This is a genomic window from Mucilaginibacter sp. P4_A11, assembly GCF_056402535.1.
In genome coordinates this window covers 265587-281945 of the sequence record NZ_JBFUHE010000001.1, presented here as the reverse complement: position 1 = coordinate 281945, position 16359 = coordinate 265587, and the positions used below count along the sequence as shown (strand labels likewise).

16 protein-coding genes are annotated in these 16359 nt (G+C 42.6%); 15 read left to right on the top strand and 1 reads right to left on the bottom strand.

What is annotated here, in order from left to right; translation table 11 throughout:
- Positions 1 to 126: 126 nt before the first annotated feature.
- The 12 genes from AC1DUD_RS01295 (at position 127) to AC1DUD_RS01240 (ending at position 12217) form a co-directional block, all read left to right on the top strand.
- Positions 127 to 1779, top strand: coding sequence for a S8 family serine peptidase (locus AC1DUD_RS01295; protein WP_477370495.1), 1653 nt, complete (start codon positions 127 to 129; stop codon positions 1777 to 1779).
- A 162-nt stretch (positions 1780 to 1941) separates the two neighbouring features.
- A complete protein-coding gene (locus tag AC1DUD_RS01290; protein ID WP_477370492.1) occupies positions 1942 to 2463 on the top strand; it encodes a YceD family protein in 522 nt (173 codons plus the stop codon).
- A 16-nt stretch (positions 2464 to 2479) separates the two neighbouring features.
- Complete coding sequence (rpmF, locus tag AC1DUD_RS01285) at positions 2480 to 2671, top strand: 50S ribosomal protein L32 (RefSeq protein WP_090534782.1); 192 nt, start codon at positions 2480 to 2482, stop codon at positions 2669 to 2671.
- A 16-nt stretch (positions 2672 to 2687) separates the two neighbouring features.
- Positions 2688 to 3626 (top strand): phosphate acyltransferase PlsX, encoded by a 939-nt coding sequence (gene plsX, locus AC1DUD_RS01280; RefSeq protein WP_477370489.1) that lies wholly within the window; start codon positions 2688 to 2690, stop codon positions 3624 to 3626.
- A gap of 11 nt (positions 3627 to 3637) precedes the next feature.
- A complete protein-coding gene (locus AC1DUD_RS01275) occupies positions 3638 to 4627 on the top strand; it encodes a beta-ketoacyl-ACP synthase III (RefSeq protein ID WP_477370485.1) in 990 nt (329 codons plus the stop codon).
- A gap of 254 nt (positions 4628 to 4881) precedes the next feature.
- Entirely contained in the window at positions 4882 to 5355 is a 474-nt protein-coding gene (gene accB, locus AC1DUD_RS01270) for an acetyl-CoA carboxylase biotin carboxyl carrier protein (protein WP_477370482.1), read from the top strand.
- 142 nt (positions 5356 to 5497) lie between these two features.
- Positions 5498 to 6832 carry an acetyl-CoA carboxylase biotin carboxylase subunit gene (gene accC, locus AC1DUD_RS01265; protein WP_477370479.1) on the top strand — a complete coding sequence of 445 codons (1335 nt, stop codon included), beginning with the start codon at positions 5498 to 5500 and terminating at the stop codon, positions 6830 to 6832.
- Positions 6833 to 6906: 74 nt separating this feature from the next.
- Positions 6907 to 7773 (top strand): twin-arginine translocase subunit TatC, encoded by an 867-nt coding sequence (gene tatC, locus AC1DUD_RS01260; protein ID WP_477370476.1) that lies wholly within the window; start codon positions 6907 to 6909, stop codon positions 7771 to 7773.
- Between the two features lie 167 nt (positions 7774 to 7940).
- Entirely contained in the window at positions 7941 to 8378 is a 438-nt protein-coding gene (gene rpiB, locus AC1DUD_RS01255) for a ribose 5-phosphate isomerase B (RefSeq protein WP_477370473.1), read from the top strand.
- Between the two features lie 120 nt (positions 8379 to 8498).
- The gene (locus AC1DUD_RS01250) at positions 8499 to 10058 is read left to right on the top strand and encodes a M28 family peptidase (RefSeq protein WP_477370470.1); all 1560 of its coding nucleotides are present in this window, start codon (positions 8499 to 8501) and stop codon (positions 10056 to 10058) included.
- A gap of 214 nt (positions 10059 to 10272) precedes the next feature.
- Entirely contained in the window at positions 10273 to 11661 is a 1389-nt protein-coding gene (locus AC1DUD_RS01245; protein ID WP_477370467.1) for a LutB/LldF family L-lactate oxidation iron-sulfur protein, read from the top strand.
- Between the two features lie 7 nt (positions 11662 to 11668).
- Complete coding sequence (locus AC1DUD_RS01240) at positions 11669 to 12217, top strand: dihydrofolate reductase family protein (protein WP_477370464.1); 549 nt, start codon at positions 11669 to 11671, stop codon at positions 12215 to 12217.
- A 294-nt stretch (positions 12218 to 12511) separates the two neighbouring features.
- On the opposite strand, the gene AC1DUD_RS01235 is transcribed toward AC1DUD_RS01240, so the two are convergent.
- Complete coding sequence (locus tag AC1DUD_RS01235; RefSeq protein ID WP_477370461.1) at positions 12512 to 13738, bottom strand: MFS transporter; 1227 nt, start codon at positions 13736 to 13738, stop codon at positions 12512 to 12514.
- Between the two features lie 279 nt (positions 13739 to 14017).
- On the opposite strand from AC1DUD_RS01235, the gene AC1DUD_RS01230 reads away from it, so the two are divergent.
- The 3 genes from AC1DUD_RS01230 to AC1DUD_RS01220 are packed head-to-tail and all read left to right on the top strand — an operon-like array spanning position 14018 to position 16213.
- On the top strand, positions 14018 to 14845 hold the full coding sequence (locus AC1DUD_RS01230; RefSeq protein ID WP_477370458.1) for a hypothetical protein: 828 nt from the start codon (positions 14018 to 14020) through the stop codon (positions 14843 to 14845).
- A complete protein-coding gene (locus AC1DUD_RS01225; protein ID WP_477370455.1) occupies positions 14842 to 15804 on the top strand; it encodes a hypothetical protein in 963 nt (320 codons plus the stop codon). Before AC1DUD_RS01230 ends, AC1DUD_RS01225 begins: the two co-directional genes overlap by 4 nt.
- A gap of 28 nt (positions 15805 to 15832) precedes the next feature.
- Complete coding sequence (locus tag AC1DUD_RS01220) at positions 15833 to 16213, top strand: hypothetical protein (protein ID WP_477370452.1); 381 nt, start codon at positions 15833 to 15835, stop codon at positions 16211 to 16213.
- Positions 16214 to 16359 lie beyond the last annotated feature (146 nt).

The following is a 16359-nucleotide window of genomic DNA, read 5'->3' as shown; positions in this document are numbered from 1 at the left end:
AGGCAACGCCATAAAAATGATAATTAACATTAATGATAACCGGCACGTAAAAGCCAGAAGAATAATAAACTAAAACGATTCATTAAAGTCTTATAAATTAAATAAGACATATTATAAATACTTTTCATGTTCAATTTTTGTAAGTACGTAAGCGCAACCACTTTATCAGCAGCATTATTAATTAATTTACCCGCGTCGGCACAACAAGCGCCGGTGGCCGATCCCGCCCCGCCAAAAGCCTGGCACCTGCTTGATTTAAAGGAAAGTAGCTTTTACGGTATCAGCCTAAAACAAGCTTACTCATTTGTACAGGGCAAAAAAAGCAAAACTGTTGTTGTGGCAACTATTGACAGTGGTGCCGATACCTCGCAAACGGACCTGAAAACAGTGTTGTGGGTTAATAAAAAGGAAATTCCGGGAAACGGCATAGATGATGACCATAACGGTTATGTTGATGATATACACGGCTGGAACTTTTTGGGCGGGCCCGGAGGCAAGGCCGATTTTACCGAGACTACCGAGGAGGTGCGTGAGTATAATAAACTTAAAGGCAAGTATGCTTCTGTTACCGATTCGACTGCCGCGCCCAATAAAAAAGAGTACGCTTACTGGCTACGTGTAAAAACGGTCTATGATTCAACGGTAAATAAAGCCAATACCGAGATCGGTCAACTTTCGCCGGTAATGAACGCACTGATGGTTACCAGCGGGTACATTAAACGCGGTCTCAATTTACCAGCGAATGGCACTTTTACACAGGCCGACCTGGTTAAGGTTAAAGCTACTAATGACACTTTAAGCCAAAGTAAATATGTTTGGGAATCGGTGTTTTCACAAGAGGGTGCAGGTTCTAACAATGCCAAGATCATAAAAGACCTGAGCGAATATCTTGCAAAACTCAACAATGATATCTCACCTGATCTTACTTCGCGCAAGCGTATTGTAGGTGATGATCCGGATACCATGGATGGCAAACCTTATGGCAATAACCTGGTGAAATTTGCTGATGCAGCGCACGGAACAGGTGTGGCCGGGCTTATCGGTGCTGTGCGTAATAATAACTATGGCATCAATGGTGTGGCCGATAATGTTAAGCTGATGATCATTAAAGCTGTGCCTAATGGCGATGAGTATGATAAGGACATAGCTAATGCTATCCGCTACGCGGTTGACAACGGTGCCAGGGTGGTTAATATGAGCTTTGGCAAAAAGATCTCTCCGCATAAGGAGTGGGTTGACGCGGCCTTTAAATATGCCGCATCAAAAAATGTTTTATTGGTGATGGCTGCCGGTAATGACAACCAGGATATGGATACCCAGCCCGAATTTCCGAACGATACTTTTTTAGACGGATCATCAACAGACGCCGATAACGTGATCAGTGTAGGGGCTTCGGGGCCTAAGTTAGGTCAGAACCTTGCCGGCGATTTTTCGAACTATGGTAAAAAAAGCGTTGATATCTTTGCACCGGGCGTTAAAGTAACTTCTATCACTACGGATGCCGAAGTAGACACCGAAGACGGCACCAGCTTTTCATCGCCAATAACAGCGGGTATAGCTGCTTTGATATTAGAATATTACCCAACCCTAAGCGCCAAACAGGTAAAGGAAGCCATTTTAGGTTCGGCTACTCCGCTTACCGGCACTATGGTATTAAAGCCAGGCAGCAAAACCGAAAAGGTTGATTTTACAACGCTATCAAAAACAGGTGGCATAGTAAATGCTTATAAAGCGTTGCAACTGGCCTCAAAAATGAAACCCGGGGTTTTGTCAAACTAATTTTATATAGATATAACAGTGATTTTTGAGCCATGCAAAAATCACTGTATTTCAACCTTTTACCCTTTACCATTCCTCTTTTACCTCCCCATAAGGCCAAAATAAAAAAACACTTTCCAGTTATGGTATTTTTCCCTACATTTGCGGGCTAATTGTTGCTCATTGAAATCGCTTAAAAAATATTCGATTCCCTTTTCGGGGCTTAAACTGGGGAAACACTTGTTTGAGTATGACATACAGGATGACTTTTTTGATGAGTTTGAATATTCGCTCGTTAAAAAGGCAACCCTGCACTGTGAAGTTGAACTGGATAAGCAGGAAACTATGCTGATCCTGAACTTTAAGATAGACGGCACAATTGAAACCACCTGCGACAGGTGTTTGAAGGTGCTTCCAATACAGCTTGATATTACTGAACAGCAGATAGCTAAGTTTAGCGATGAGCCGGTTGATGAAGACGAAGAGATCATAGCGCTGGGTAAAAACGATCATGAGATCGATATATCTGCGCTGATATATGAATACATTAATGTTGCAATACCGTTTACATCGGTTTGCGGCGAGGGTAACACCTCAACTTGTGATAAAGAAATGCTCGATAAGTTAAACAGCTTGTCGGCAAATGGTGAACAAAGTGAGCAAGCAGACCCACGGTGGGATGCGCTCAGGAAAATGAATAAATAATTAATATTAGGATATTATGCCACATCCAAAGCGGAAATTTTCGAAATCAAGGAGAGATAAACGCAGAACGCATTACAAAGCGGAAGCTCCAACTTTAACTACCTGCCAAACTACAGGCGCTGTGCATTTACCGCACAGGGCGTACACTGTTGATGGTAATGTTTACTACAACGGTAAAGTTCTTATTGAGAAAGCAGCAGTAGCATAAGTTTAATTTTCTGAAAATGAAGATTGGCTTAGATATTATGGGCGGTGATTACGCTCCCAAAGCAGCTGTTTTAGGAGCTATCGAAGCTTATAAAACTTTATCTGCCGACCAGAAACTGGTACTTATTGGCGATAAGGAAGTTACAGTAAGTATTCTTCAGGAAAACGGTGTAAGCCCTGATAACTTCGAGTTTGTACATACAACCGAAGTTATTGGTATGGGCGAGCATCCTACCAAAGCTATTGTTCAGAAGCCTGATTCAAGCATATCAGTTGGTTTCCAACTGCTTAAAGCTGGCGAAATTCAGGCTTTCTCATCGGCTGGGAACACCGGCGCTATGCTTGTTGGCGCCATGTTCAGCGTAAAAACTATTCCGGGTGTTGTACGCCCGGCTATGACTACTATTGTACCCAAACTTAAAGGAGGTTTGGGTATTTTGTTGGATGTAGGTGCTAATGCCGACTGCAAGCCTGATGTGCTTGTTCAGTTCGGTGTACTCGGCAGCTTATTTGCCCAAACCGTTTATGATATAGCTACCCCCCGGGTTGCACTTATAAACATTGGCGAAGAAGAGGAAAAAGGTAACATCCTTAGCCAGGCCACCTACCCATTAATGAAAGCAACAACGTTATTTAACTTTGTTGGCAATGTTGAAGGACGCGACCTTTTCAGTGAAAGCGCCGACGTATACGTGTGCGACGGTTTTACCGGCAATGTAATATTAAAGCTGGCCGAATCGTTTTACGTTATAACAAGGAAGAAACAGCTGAAGGACGAGTTTTTTGACAGATTTAATTATGAACAATACGGTGGCAGCCCGATTTTGGGTGTAAATGCCCCTGTTGTTGTTGGTCACGGCATCTCGAGCCCAGAGGCAATAAAAAACATGGTCCTTTTATCAAGGAACATGGTTGAGAGTAACCTCGTTGATAAAATAAAACAAGCATTCCAGTAATTTTATAAAAGATGAGTAAAGTTCATGCCGCTATTACCGCTGTACATGGTTACGTTCCCGACTATGTATTAACCAACCAGGAGCTGGAAACAATGGTTGATACAAATGACGAGTGGATAACCAGCCGTACCGGTATCAAAGAGCGACGCATATTAAAAGGCGAAGGCCTTGCTACATCTGATATGGCGGTCCATGCCGTTACCGGGTTACTAAAAAAACGCGGTATCGGTGCCGATGAGATCGACCTTATCATCTTCTGCACTACCACCCCTGATATGATATTCCCGGCTGCGGCCAACATTTTAGGTGCCAAAATCGGTGCTAAAAATGCATGGGGATTTGATTTGCAGGCAGCCTGTTCGGGTTTTCTTTTCGGCTTAACATCAGGCGCTCAATTTATTGAAAGCGGTAAGCACAAAAAAGTATTGGTAGTAGGCGGCGATAAAATGTCGTCTATTGTTAATTACGAAGATCGTGCTACCTGTATCATTTTTGGCGATGGCTGCGGTGCCGTATTACTTGAACCAAATGAAGAAGGTAACGGCGTTATCGATTCGGTATTGAAAAGTGACGGCGCAGGTGCGCAGTATTTAAATCTTAAAGCCGGCGGTTCACTGAAACCTGCAAGCCACGAAACTGTTGATGCCAAAGAACATTATGCCTACCAGGAAGGCCAGGCGGTGTTCAAATTTGCAGTAACCAACATGGCCGATGTTGCGCACGAGGTAATGGAGCGTAACCACCTCGCAGGTGACGATATTGCCTGGCTTGTACCACATCAGGCCAACAAGCGGATCATTGATGCTACGGCAAACCGTACAGGCATCAGCCCCGATAAGGTGATCATCAATATTGAGCGTTACGGTAACACCACCAATGGTACCATCCCACTTTGCTTGTGGGAATGGGAAAGCAAGTTTAAAAAAGGGGATAACCTTATTTTAGCAGCTTTTGGCGGTGGCTTTACCTGGGGTTCGGTATATTTGAAATGGGCCTATTGATGTGCCGATTATAGATGTGTAGATTTCAGATGTACAAATTCCTTTTAAAAAGCATATTTGATATATCAAAAAATTAAAACATCCGTAAAAAGCGCATGTTATTTGCTTATGAACAACGTAAATGACAGGCTACTTATAGTAATCCGTTCACTAATTAATCAACATAGTAATCTGCATATCTGCACATTTGCATATCTGCACATTTGAGTATAACTTAGATATAAACTTTGTCCCAAACCAATTAATCCTTAAACATGGATATTAAACAAATTCAGGACCTTATTCGCTTTGTTTCCAAATCGGGCGTGAACGAAGTATCAATCGAGCAAAAAGATTTTAAGATCACAATAAAAACCAACGAGGTACAGCCTACGGTGGTTCATGCTACAATACCAGCCGTAACACAACCCGTTACTCCGGTATTGGCATCTGCACCAGCTCCGGCTCCTGTTGAGCCTGCTGCACCTGCCGGTCCTGATACATCGAAATACATTACCGTTAAATCTCCAATGATCGGTACCTTCTACCGTTCATCAAGCCCGGATAAACCTTTGTTTGTTAATGTTGGCGACGAGATAAAACCAGGTTCTGTAGTATGTATCATCGAGGCTATGAAACTCTTCAATGAAATAGAATCAGAAGTTTCAGGCCGTATCGTAAAAGTACTTGTTGATAACGCCTCACCTGTTGAGTACGATCAGCCACTGTTTTTAGTAGAACCAGTTTAATTGTTAAGTTGATTAGGTGAATGGTTGATTAAGTGAGTAGTTCTACTGCTTTATAAATCAACCTTTCATTATTTAAGCTAATTAAGTGTTTGAGAACCTAATCAACCACTTAACTCAATCAACCATTAACTAACATATACTTATGTTTAAAAAAATATTAATAGCTAACCGCGGCGAGATCGCCCTTCGTATTATCCGTACCTGTAAGGAAATGGGCATAAAAACGGTTGCTGTATATTCAACTGCCGATCGCGACAGTCTTCACGTTCGTTTTGCCGACGAAGCTGTTTGTATCGGTCCGCCGCCAAGCCGCGATTCATATTTAAATATTCCTAACATCATTTCAGCTGCCGAATTAACCAATGCCGATGCAATCCATCCTGGCTACGGCTTCCTGTCTGAAAATGCTAAGTTCTCGGCCATTTGTGCTGAGTATGGTATCAAATTTATTGGTGCAACTGCCGAGCAGATCAACCAGATGGGTGATAAAGCTTCAGCTAAGGATACCATGAAGAAAGCCGGTGTGCCAATTGTTCCAGGTTCTGATGGCCTGCTTGCCGATGTAAAATCGGGTATCGCTATCGCCAACAAAATTGGCTACCCTGTTATATTGAAAGCTACTGCCGGTGGTGGCGGCCGCGGTATGCGCATTGTTTGGAAAGACGAAGAGTTTGAGAACGCCTGGGATTCGGCCCGTGCCGAGTCTGGTGCAGCTTTCGGTAACGATGGCCTATATCTTGAAAAATATGTTCAGGACCCACGCCACATCGAAATTCAGGTGGTGGGTGATCAGTTTGGTAAAGTATGCCACCTTTCTGAGCGCGACTGCTCTATTCAACGCCGTCACCAGAAGCTGGTTGAAGAATCACCTTCGCCTTTCATGACTGAGAAATTGCGTAAAAAAATGGGTGAGGCCGCTATTAAGGGTGCCAAAGCTGTTTCATACGAAGGTGCAGGTACAGTAGAGTTTTTGGTTGATAAAGACCGTAACTTCTATTTCATGGAGATGAATACCCGTATCCAGGTTGAACACCCGGTTACCGAAGAGGTGATAAATTTCGACCTGATCAAGGAGCAAATTAAAGTTGCTGCAGGTATTCCTATCTCTGGTAAAAACTACGAGCCAACAATGCACGCCATCGAATGCCGTATCAATGCCGAAGATCCGTTCAATAATTTCCGCCCGTCACCAGGTAAGATAACCAATTTTCACTCACCGGGTGGTCATGGCGTACGTATCGATACCCACGTGTACACAGGTTACGTTATTCCGCCCAACTACGATTCAATGATTGCTAAGGTAATTTGCGTGGCTCAAACCCGCGATGAAGCATTAAGCACCATGGAACGCGCATTGAGCGAATTTGTGATAGAAGGCGTGAAAACAACCATTCCATTCCACTTAAAATTATTGAAGGATCCAAACTTCCGCGCTGGTAACTTTACCACCAAGTTTATGGATACATTTGAATTATAAAAATAAATTCAAACTATCTTCATACAATAAAACGTACTTAGCACGATAGCGTTGATACAGYGGTATATATTACAATGAGCGAGAACAAGATCATCAAGGCCATAAAGGATAAAGGAAAAACGTTAGAGGCAGAAATGTCGTTCTTTGATCACCTCGAGGCCTTAAGGGGGCATCTTATAAGAGCTTCGATAGCGATTGTAGTATTTACCGCTGTTGTTTTTTATTATTACGACTGGATCTTTGATACCATCATCATGGGGCCCAGCAAGTCAACTTTCTGGACTTACCGCATGCTTTGCAAAATTGGCGCTGCCCTGCATCGCGACGGCTTTTGCGTTAGTAATGTAAAAATCCGCCTGATCAACACCGAGCTCGCTGGTCAGTTTACGCTTCAGATCAACTCGGCATTAATAATCGGTATCACGCTGGGTGTTCCTTACCTGATCTGGGAAATCTGGCGTTTTATAAAGCCTGCATTACACGATAAGGAACGTAAAGCGGCTACTGGGTTTGTATTTTACGCCTGCTTGCTTTTCTTTTTAGGTGTCCTGTTCGGTTACTATGTAATCACACCAATGTCAATCAACTTCCTGTCGGGCTACACTGTAAGCGCGGCTATTGAAAACTTAATTGATACGGACTCTTATCTATCTTCAGTGGCAACCCTCACACTTGCTACGGGCATTGTTTTCCAATTGCCTATATTGGTTTATATATTGGCTAACCTGGGCATCATGACGCCCAAATTCATGAAAGAAACCCGCCGGTATGCTATTGTGGTTATCCTGGTCATAGCCGCTGTGGTTACTCCGACACCAGATATGCTAACCATGACCGTGGTTAGTATCCCGCTGTTTGTGTTATATGAGGTAAGTATTATTGTAGCTGGCCTTGTTGAAAAACGTAAGATCAAAAAGGAAGAGGAGTTCGATAAAGCATAATCCCCTTTTTAGCTCATTGATAAATTTTATTGAACGGAGTAGCGAATAAAAGTGAGATCTGCATATTTTCCGGTTGAATTACCCCTCTTTTTGAGTGAGCACAAATTGCCCCGTATATAACAAATTATTTACCTTTAAAAAGTAGTAAAACGTTATACTTTTGTTAAATGAAGCAAGGACTAAAAATCGCTATAGGTTCGGATCACGCCGGGTATGAATACAAACAAATTTTAACAGAAGCTCTTTCATCTGCCGAAGTAAAAGATTTCGGTACCTATTCTTCCGAGTCGGTTGATTACCCTGATTTTGCGCACCCTGTAGCTAATGCTATTGAAAGCGGCGAATGTGAATTGGGAGTCCTGATATGCGGCGCCGCCAATGGTGTGGCCATAACAGCCAACAAACATCAGGACATCCGCGCAGCAATTTGCTGGAAAGAAGAAATTGCCGTACTGGCCCGCAGCCACAATAACGCCAACATTGTTTGTATACCTGCCCGCTTTGTTACCCCCGAAGAAGCGAAGGCCATTGTAACTACATTTTTAAATACTGAATTTGAAGGCGGCAGACATGCCAACCGTGTAGAGAAAATTGCGTGCGCTTGATTTAGGTTAAAGGCGAAAGGTAAAAGGTTTTCTATCTCTTCCTTCGCTTTGCAAGATGCAACTACCTTTCACCCTTAACCTTTCCGCTTTCACCTTAAAAAAGAACTATTAACTAAAAGAATGAATAAATTACCATTATTGCTTATCGCGCTGGCATCGGCAACGACAGCTTGTGCCCAGCAGAATGCCACGGCAGTAAAATACGCCGGGCTGATAACTGCCGAGGATGCGAAAAAGCACCTGAGCATCCTCGCTTCGGATGCATTTGAAGGGCGCGAAACCGGTAAACCCGGTGCCGAAAAAGCCGCTAATTATATAGCCGGCGAGTTTAAAAAACTAGGATTACAAGCTCCTGTTAACGGATCGTACTTTTTTGATGTGCCCCTTACCGAAAATGCTTTAAAAGTAACGGCATTCACCGTTAACGGTAAATCATTTGAGTATGGAACCGATTTTTATTTAGGCGGTGCATTCCCCGATAAAAGCACATCTGTAAGCGATATTGTTTTTGTTGGTTACGGTACCGATGCCGAAATTGGCAACACCGATCTGACAAGTAAAATTGTACTTTGGATTAACGAAGATAAGCCAGAGGCCGGCGCTACACCAAACACCAGCTATCGTATGAGTACCGCGCGTACAAAAGTGGTTAAGAATTTACAAAGCAAAAATCCGGCTATCATATTAGCTGCCAACCCAGGTATTGCAGCAGCACTGGCCCGTTTTGGCAAAAGTGTAACAAGTCCGCGGTTAACTATTAAGGATGAAACAGCAAAGCCGGCAAATACCAATGCTCCTGTATTTAACATCACCGCAACCTTAGCCGACGCACTGGTAAAACCAACAGGTAAAACTTATGCCGATCTTAAATCTGCTTCGGCAGCAGCGGTTACTCCTGCGGCAGACATTAAAAATAACGTGGTTATAAACTACGCTACTACAAAAAATGATGTAAAAGCAGTTGACGTATTAGGCTACATGCCGGGTACCGATCTGAAAGATGAAGTACTGGTCTTTTCTGCACACTATGACCACATCGGTTTAAACCCTGATGAAAAGGCAAAAGATAAAGTAAATAACGGTGCCGACGATGACGGTTCTGGTACTACCGGTATTTTGGAAATTGCCCGTGCTTTTTCTAAAGCAAAAAAAGACGGTCACGGTCCGCGTCGCAGTATCCTGTTTTTAGGTAACGTTGGCGAAGAGAAAGGTTTGCTGGGGTCTGAGTATTATTCAGATCATCCTGTATTTCCATTAGCTAATACCATTACCGATTTAAATATTGATATGATCGGGCGCGTTGGTGAAGAATACATCGGCAAGCCTGACTCTGCAAACTATGTATACCCAATCGGTTCGGCTATGCTGAGTAAGGAATTGCATGAAATTGGTGAAAATGCCAACAATACTTATACAAAACTAAAACTTGACTATAAATATGATGATCCAAATGATCCTAACAGGTTTTACTATCGCAGTGATCACTACAATTTTGCGAAACATGGCGTACCAATTATCTTCTACTTTAATGGTGTACATGCCGATTACCACCAGCCAGGCGATGAAGTAAGCAAGATCAATTTCCCGCTGTTAGCTAAACGCGCTCAACTGGTATTTTACACAGGCTGGGAACTGGCTAACCGCGATAAGCGTCCCGTAGTGGATGCTGCCGGGAAGTAGTGAGTGGTTGATTATGTTGAATAGGTGAGTAGTTCTGCTTGCTGAAAATATTTTTGTAGAGGCGCATCACATGCGCCTCTTTTTGTTAAAGGAGAATTGATTTGCTAAAACCATACGCCCAATAAAATTTTCAAGAAATAAAAAACTACTCACCTATTCAACATAATCAACCACTCACCCAAAACTTAAAAACAAAAAACCTATTTTCGCATATATGGGAGCAACCGCTGAAGAATTTTTGGTAAAATCGGAGGAGAAGGCATTCGATGCCGATCATCGCCGGATTATCAATTTCAATATTGACCGGTACAATACAGCGGTATCCAGGGGGCTGTCGCGCGTTATCAATTTAGATAATGCCAAGAAAAAAGGCCATGTACTCAAATGGAAGGTGATGGAAAACCTGGATAAATTCCTTCCGGAATTTGAGGCTAATTTTCAGAAGCGAGGCGGCAAAGTGATTTGGGCTAATGACGTAGAAGAAGCCCAGCGGGAGATCCTGAACATCATCAAAAAGGCCAATGCCAAAACCGTAGTAAAATCAAAATCGATGGTTACCGAAGAAATTCACCTCAATGAGTTTTTAGAAGGCAACCAAATTGAATCGCTTGAAACGGATCTTGGTGAATACATAGTGCAGCTATTAGGGCAAAAGCCTTACCATATTGTTACCCCGGCTATGCACCTGAGCAAGGAGGATATTGCTAAACTTTTCCATGAAAAGTTTGGAACCCCTATTGATGCCACGCCCGAGCAAATTACCCTGAAAGCCCGTGAGCTGCTTCGTGAAAAGTATGTTCAGGCCGATGTAGGTATCACCGGTGCCAATTTCCTGCTGGCCGATACCGGCAGTATTGCTATCAGCGAAAATGAGGGCAATGCACGTCTCTGTACTACGTTCCCTAAAATCCACATCGCTATTGTTGGTATTGAAAAGATCATCCCATCCATTACCGACTTGGATTTGTTTTGGCCAATGCTGTCTACCCATGGTACGGGGCAAAATCTTACGGTTTACAATACCATATTAAGCGGTCCGCGCCGGCAAAATGAAACCGACGGCCCCGCAGAAATGTACGTAGTGCTGTTAGATAATGGACGTACTAATCTGCTGGCAAAAAAAGACCAGCGGCAGGGACTTTATTGCATCCGCTGCGGGGCCTGCCTTAACGGGTGCCCTATTTACAAGAACATTGGCGGGCACACTTATGCTACCACTTACAGCGGCCCTATAGGCTCCATCATTACCCCGCATACACAGGGTATGGAAAACTTCAAGCACCTGAGCTATGCCTCAAGCCTTTGCGGTAAATGCACCGAGGTTTGCCCTGTTAAAATAGATATCCATAAAATGCTGCTCCTTAACCGCCGCGATGCAGTGAACGAAAACCTGGTGACCAACAAAGAGCGCTGGGGCTGGGCCATCTGGAAAAAGGGGATGCTTAAACGGAAGCTTACCGATTTTTTTGGCGGCGGCATGAAAAACTTCCTGCTTAAAACTTTCTTTAAACGTACCTGGGGGCATTTACGTGAAATACCACGCGTCGCTGATAAGTCATTCAGCAAGCAATGGCAGGAAATGAATAATTCACCCGAAGAATAAACGGCTCATGCGTAAAATAATCTTAAACCTTGCTGTGAGCCTTGATGGCTTCATTGAAGGCCCTAACGGCGAATATGACTGGTGCTTTGCTGATCAGGATTATGGTATGACGGAGTTTTTAAACAATAGTGATGCCATTTTCATAGGCCGCAAAAGCTATGAGCTGCTCATGAGTACCGATCCTGAGATGTTCGGCGCATTCAAAATGTACGTTTTTTCAGATAGTTTACAGCCATCTCAAAATCCCAATACCGAAATTATTAACAGTGCCGTTTTTAAAGCGAGAGTTGATACCATCAGGAATGAAGCAGGTAATAACATATGGTTGTATGGCGGCGCAAGTCTGGTTTCTTCTTTCATTGACCAGGGATTGGTCACAGAGTTTATGCTTTCGGTACACCCCATTATTTTAGGCGGAGGAAAACCGTTATTCACTGGTTCAAAAGATCGTGTAGAACTTATATTACTGAGCAGCGAACAATTTTCGAGCGGTTTGGTACAGCTTAGGTATGCCATCAAACCCAAATTTGATCTGAGCATGCTTGATGGGATGTAGCATTTGCTCCAGTACAGCTCCTATATAAATATAATGACAGCTTGGTCCATTTATAGAAGATGTGGTCAACTCCAGCATCCTCATTCTTTAAAAAAAGAAGCGCCCCGGAAAAGAAACCTTAAAGGGTTCAATTTCTAAAATGATCACACAAATAACCGCGGACAGCCGAGTAAACCTCTACCGAGCCTGTAGCCGCATAGCGCTCAGTTACATCTAAAAGAACCCGGTGTGCAAAAGCAAAGCGACTTTCAACAGCCCGGCTCACCAATTATCGATTGTTCGCTTAACCAGTTGTTATTCGTTAATTGAGGTTTTGGGATTTCGATTCAATCTGAATAATATCAGCATTACTGCAACAGACAACAAAATAAACACTAAATAGCTATAACTCAGATTACGCTCATCTTTTGCCGGGATGACAGCAACAACGATATAAGTAAGCAGTGAAAGGATCACATATACCATACCACCGGTAAGCCCGCCAGACATAGCCGCGTTTTTTGGAAACCGGCCTAAACAATAGGTGAAATAGTTATTATATGTAAATCCCGCTCCTATGTGTATCACAAAGGCAAACAAAACCATTACATAAACATTGCCCACAAAGTTTACGCTGACAATCATTAAAACTACAACTAACAGCTGTAACAAAATATTAACGAACAGTTTACCAAAAAATGGCCGGCTGATCAACGCCTTGCCAATAAAGCCGCCTACCATCCAGGCCAGGCCCAAAATAAGCGAGCAATAACCTGCAACCACCGGCGTGAAATTAAAGTGATGCTCAATAATAAACGGCCCTGTCATATTGTACATGATCACCATGGAATAAGCAAAACACAGCATCAAAATGCCAAGACTAAACGTAGTTGTTTTGATCATTTCAGTATACAGCCCGGCTATTTTCTTTAAATGAAATTCTGTACGGTGACGAATGGTTTCACCGCTGTATATCATCTCCAGCACAGCTATAACCGAAGCCAAAGCTGCCAGAAAATAGAAGTTAGACTGCCAGCCGAGCGTGCTTTGAAAATAACCGCCTAAGAACGGCGCTATGATAGGCCCGGCCGACCAAATGATGGTGAACATGCTCAGGTAATGTTTTAACTGCCCGCCTTCGTATACATCTACGAAATAAGCACGTTTAGCCACTACTATCATTGCAACTGCAATACCGTGGATGATCCGCATGGCGTAAATAACATAAATATTATGTGTAACGGCTATAACCACACTGGCCAAAATAAATACCACCAATGCGCCAAGGCTAAACTTGTACCGGCCATATGAATCCAGGATGCTACCCAAAAATAATTGCGATACACCGTAGCTGATCAAAAACAGCGTCAGGGTTAATTGAACCTGTATGCTGCTGATGTGCATATCCGCACCCATGCTGGGTAACGAAGGAATATATATGTCGGTAGCAAAACCTGAAAGCGGCAGCAAAGCGAACGCCAGTACTGTAGAAACAGTACGGTTTTTAAGCTGAGGTGTTGTTATAGCGGTTGTTGTAAGCATCGGCCGCAAAATTAGCAATACCTAAAATGAAGATTGTTGGCTGGAAGTAATAAAGAACCTATCATGTTTACTGATTGAGTGGCAAGTGAAAAAATTTAAATCCTGCACAAAGAATTAAGGTACACCTTTAACGGTGCGGTTTTGTATTAAATCATGATGATCAGAAGCGCTCCGGTTTTCGTTATTTCACACTATTGCACAATAATTCCTAAGAGTTAAAAATTTGTAAATTATAAATTAAATTATATCTAACTTTATAATACACAGTATTTTACTGTTATGCCTGCAGAAGCCAATAAAACCGTTTCACCTTTAAGTTGGGTTATTATAACCGGATTGGGCTTCGTGCTGTTTGTGGCGGCTGCTGTAGTACTCATGATCTTTAGCAATAAGGCTGCGAATTTAAGTCCGCAGGTTTATTTTTTTCTGTTGGTTTTTGTTGCCCTAATTGCATCTGGTTTTTTATTTGGGGCCTTAAAAGCACATGCAAAATATAGCGGTAAATTGTATAATGGCACTTTGGCGCTCGGTGGCCCTGCCGTGATCTTTTGCCTGATCATTTATTTCGGCCTGAAACTTTCGCCCGTGGCCGATTCATTCGATGTTAAATTTATCGTGTTTGGCGATGAAAGTAAAAATGAGCTGGTAAATGGCGGGTTGCTTAAAGTACTGTTCAATAAGCCCGACTCGGCAAGGATCGAGAACGGCGTAGTAACCTTTAACGAACAGCCTGCAAATTTATTGGGAAAAAGTATTACTGTTACTCCCGCGGTAACCGGCTATTACCGGCAAAGCCAGCAGGTAACCATTCCGATTGACGGGCGTACGCCTATCGAACTGCATCTTAAAAAACAGGCCGATTCCTTAACCGTGAGCGGTTTGGTTGTAGATATGCAGGGGCAACCCGTACCGGATGTATTGATTGTACTGGCTGATGGGCTTTATAAAACCAATGCCGATCAGTTAGGTAACTTCAGCTTAACTTTGCCGATAAAAGATGGGACTGAACTTCCGGTGAGGATTTACCGGGGAAACAAGCTGCGTTTCAACAGCACACAGATCTTTTCTTCAAAAGTACCGCTTACGCTTCAGCTTAATAAGCTATGAAAAGGGGCATTTGCATAGTAAGTTTATGCATGGCCTGGCTTAGTAGCTACGGGCAGACGATCATTTTTAAAGGCGAGCTTTTAAGCAGTAACGCCTTGGTAAAAAATTACACCATCACTATCGACGGAAACCCGGCGACGACAAATGAATCCGGTGTATTTACCGCCGCTATTAACAGCAACACCACCCAGGTACAAATTAAAACTTCCGACAAAAGTTATATCATCCTATACCCCTTAGGAGGAAGGGTGCTGATACCCAAAAATCCATCGTTATTAACGCAGATAGTACTGGAGAGTTTTCAATCAAGCGGGCAGATCAAGAGTTATATGGCATCGTTGTCGCAATTAAAGGATGCAGCTAAAAAGGGGCAATCTGATACGAAAGCTTTGCAAACAAAAATTGATTCTATTGCTGCCAATCTTAAAAAATTAGGGTATTCTAATGATGATTTGCGAATTGCCCGGGAAAGACAGGACGGAATAGATTTGTTTTACCCCGAGATCAGCGCGGCCCTGCAAAACTATATTCTGCAAGCTCAAACTTTGATGATCGCTTTTAAATTTATAGGTGTATATGCATTTGTGAATGTTAATGCGCTAACGCAATATGCACAAACCCAAAATGGGTTTAACCAGGCATTTGAAAAATTATATGTCAACTATCCCACCTATTCAAAAAAAATGACCGATTACTGGGATGATCCGTCACTTTCCAAAGCCTTTGAGGGGATTGCTGATACGCTGATCTATGGTATCGGCAAAAATAAAATAGTCCCTTTAAATGATCTTAAAAATCAGATCAACCAATATTTCCAGAATCAGATAGCTGATAAGGACAAAGACAAACTAAAAAAGGAGATTCAATCACAAATAGAAACACAGGTTCCGGCTATCTCTGACCAGCTTATCGCCATGGAACAACGTGTAAAAGATTTTCTGAGCCGGTTAAAAAACTAATATTCATTAATAACTAAAGCATTTAATCATGAAAAAGTTAAATTCCCCCCTGTATGTTATTTTGATTGTTATTATGGCACTTTGTACCTCCACCTGTGGTAAAAGCGGTGATGGCGGCGGTGGTGGCGGTGGCGTTATTGTTCTTCTGGGCGATCTGATAGGTTTCTGGCAAACCGATAGCGATTCGTTTACGTTTGGCAATCAGGATGGCAAGCTTAGTGGCTCAGGTACCGTTGGTGGCAGAAGCGGAGATGTGACCAATAGTAAAATTGAAAAGTATCAGTTTTCTTTTGATCTCGTGTTTAACGATGACAATAGCGTAAAAAGCTACACCGGAACCATAGATGAGTCAAAGAAGGTTATAAAGTTAACTTCAGGAGGAACAACCACTACTTTTAACAAGCAGTAATACGTTGATTACAAATCAATTGTTCGCGAATTCCATGACAAATAAAAGCTGGTATGTTACTGGTATGCATTCATAATAGTATAAAAAAGAGGCAGTAGCAATTTCACATTGTGTGAAATTGCTACTGCCTCTTTTTATAGCCTGAA